A 2,477-nucleotide genomic window follows, 5' to 3' on the forward strand; every position below is an offset into this window, starting at 1 on the left:
CTTTCTATATCCATATACGTCGTGGGCTCATCGAGCAAAATCATTTCGGTATTCTGGGCAATTACCATTGCCAGGTAAGCCCGCCGTAATTCTCCTCCTGACAGTTCAGTCAGATCCCGTGCCTTCAGTGAAGTCATATGTGTCATTTCCAGCGCATTCTCAATCACATTTTTATCCGACACGGACATTCTGCGAAAACTGCCGTGCCATGGGAACCTGCCATGTTCCACCAATGATTCCACATCCATTTTTACCGCTTTCATAATCTGTGGAAGATACGCGACTTTTTGTGCTCTTTCAAGCCCTGTATAATCTCTGCACTCTTTTCCGTCGATTTCTATACTGCCCCGGTAAGGGAGAAATCCAGTCATCGTCCGAAGCAGCGTCGTCTTTCCGCAACCATTTCTGCCCAGGATGGAGGTGATCCGGCCTTTCTCAAAACAGACTTCATCAATCCGAAAGGATTTCCCCTGGGGGTATGATGTTTCCATATTCCTGATCGTAATCAATCTGCTCCCAGCCTCTTTCTCTTTCTTATCAAAGTCAAAATCAAAAAGGGTGCACCGGCAATACTCAAAAAAAGACCACATGGCAGTTCGTACGGGAATACTACCATGCGGGAAAGTGTATCGCACAGCAATAATAAGAGAGCCCCGTAAACAGCGCAGAAAAAAACGGCCGGTTTTGCATTTCCTCTCCATAAGCTGCGGACGCAGTTTGGAACGATTAGTCCGACAAATCCAATGAGTCCTCCCATACTGATGGCTGCTCCGGCAAGAAGTGCCGAGCAAAAGACACACAGCCCCCTGTATCTTCTCGTATTCAGACCCAGTCCATGTGCAGTTTCATCTCCCAGGCGGAGAATGTCCATAGATGGTGCGGTTACGAAAGCGGCAAGCAGTCCGAACGCAATTACCGGGGCACCAAATGAAACCATCATTGCAGATACAGCCGCGAACCCTCCGATCTGGAAAGCTGTCTTATCCGCGACTATCTCCGGTCTCCAGGAGATCATAATGTCAATGATAGACGCGCACAGGGCGGAAACTGCTACTCCCGCAAGTACTACTGATGTTTTGGACATTCCTGTTTTTGCAGCCAGACCATATGCCATAAATGTGACGAGGAGTGCCCCCAAAAAAGCCATCAGGCATTTCATGGCAGCCTGAAAAGGAAAAAAGCAGGCAGACAGCAGGACAAAAAGACCTGCACCATTATTGATGCCCAAAATTCCCGGAGAAGCAATCCGGTTATCCAGACTGCCCTGCAGAAGAAAGCCGGAAACGGACAGACCGGCTCCAGAGAACACTGCCGCTGCAATTCTTGGCAGTCTTACCTGATATAAGATCATCTTATGGCCGTCTGTCCCTCCACCGCTGAGAACTCCCAGAAAATCTTTTGTCCTGACAGCGCTGTTTCCTGCCAGGAGCGCTAACATAATTAAACTGATCAATATAACAACCGGAAAAAAGTATTTGCGCATTATTCTCCATATAGCAGCTCATATGCCTGCCTGTAGCTTTCTGCCCATCTTCCGTTCGGTTTCAGGCCGAACAGTTCTTTGGAAAGAAGATAAAACCGCCCGTTTTTGACCGCCTTCAGAGACTCCCACGCAGGATGAGATCGAAACAATTCATCGAATGCGGCACTGGCTTTTTCTTCATCTCCCCTTGGCACAACAAAAATGTAGTCCGGATCACTCACCACAATCTGTTCCATGGACAGCTCATCAAAATCGCCGGTGTCAGATGCGATATTGGTAAGCCCAAGATCATTCAGTATTTCGCTGGCAAAGTAATCATTCTTTTCCACCTTGCTTTTTGTCGCGGAGACATGCAGCAGCAGGTACGTTCCGCCTCCGTCTTCCGGCACCATGGTACGGATATCCTCAATCTGCGCATCAACTTCCTCCACGTTTTTCCGGTACAGGTCCTCCCGACCGGTCATCTGTGTAAAGGAGAGCATCACTTCCCTGTAGTCTTCAAAAGAGTCAATATTCGTATAGAAGACCGGAATGCCGATTTCTTCCGCTGCTTCTCCCAATGCTTTCTGCGCCGGATCGGTTGAAAAAAGGATGATCAGATCCGGTTCCAGTCCGACGATTGCTTCCAGGCTGACATGATCCATATCGCCAAGAGAGACCGTTTCCGGTGATATGCCCGCAAGTTCCATGGCATCCTCGCTCGTTCCGATAAGGCTTCCACCGGCAAGGAGCCAAAGCTCCGCATTGGATTTTGACAATGCGATCACTTTTTGGGGTACAGCAGTGGATTCTCCCTCTGCCTTCGTATCCACCTTTTTCGGAGCAGCGCATCCGCCAAGCAGCATGGCGCAAAACAACATAAGAAGGATCCTTCTGCTAATTTCCCTCAAAAGCATTCCATATCGTTTCATCCAGTTTCTCCTGTCCTACACGATCGATCGTAAATTTAAAGCGCTCTCCGGGAACTGCATTTTCTTTAAAGAATTCAAGGGCA

The 2,477-nt window shown here is 48.5% G+C and carries 3 protein-coding genes; all 3 read right to left on the bottom strand.

The window, feature by feature from the left end; all coding sequences use genetic code 11:
* Positions 1-590: ABC transporter ATP-binding protein (locus tag VZT47_RS10045; RefSeq protein ID WP_330224825.1), on the bottom strand; the 590-nt coding region annotated here is incomplete at its 3' end.
* Positions 506-1,483, bottom strand: coding sequence for a FecCD family ABC transporter permease (locus VZT47_RS10050; protein WP_330224826.1), 978 nt, complete (start codon positions 1,481-1,483; stop codon positions 506-508). The genes VZT47_RS10045 and VZT47_RS10050, both read right to left, overlap by 85 nt.
* Positions 1,483-2,394: an ABC transporter substrate-binding protein gene (locus tag VZT47_RS10055; RefSeq protein WP_330224827.1), complete on the bottom strand. Its 912-nt coding sequence runs from the start codon at positions 2,392-2,394 to the stop codon at positions 1,483-1,485. Before VZT47_RS10055 ends, VZT47_RS10050 begins: the two co-directional genes overlap by 1 nt.
* Between the last annotated feature and the right edge of the window lie 83 nt (positions 2,395-2,477).

The sequence above is a fragment of the Dialister sp. genome (assembly GCF_036343215.1).
GTDB lineage: Bacteria > Bacillota > Negativicutes > Veillonellales > Dialisteraceae > Dialister.

Coding starts and splice junctions, on each gene's coding strand:
- VZT47_RS10050 (WP_330224826.1), bottom strand. CDS start 1,483: ATGCGCAAATACTTTTTTCCGGTTGTTATATTGATCAGTTTAATTATG.
- VZT47_RS10055 (WP_330224827.1), bottom strand. CDS start 2,394: ATGAAACGATATGGAATGCTTTTGAGGGAAATTAGCAGAAGGATCCTT.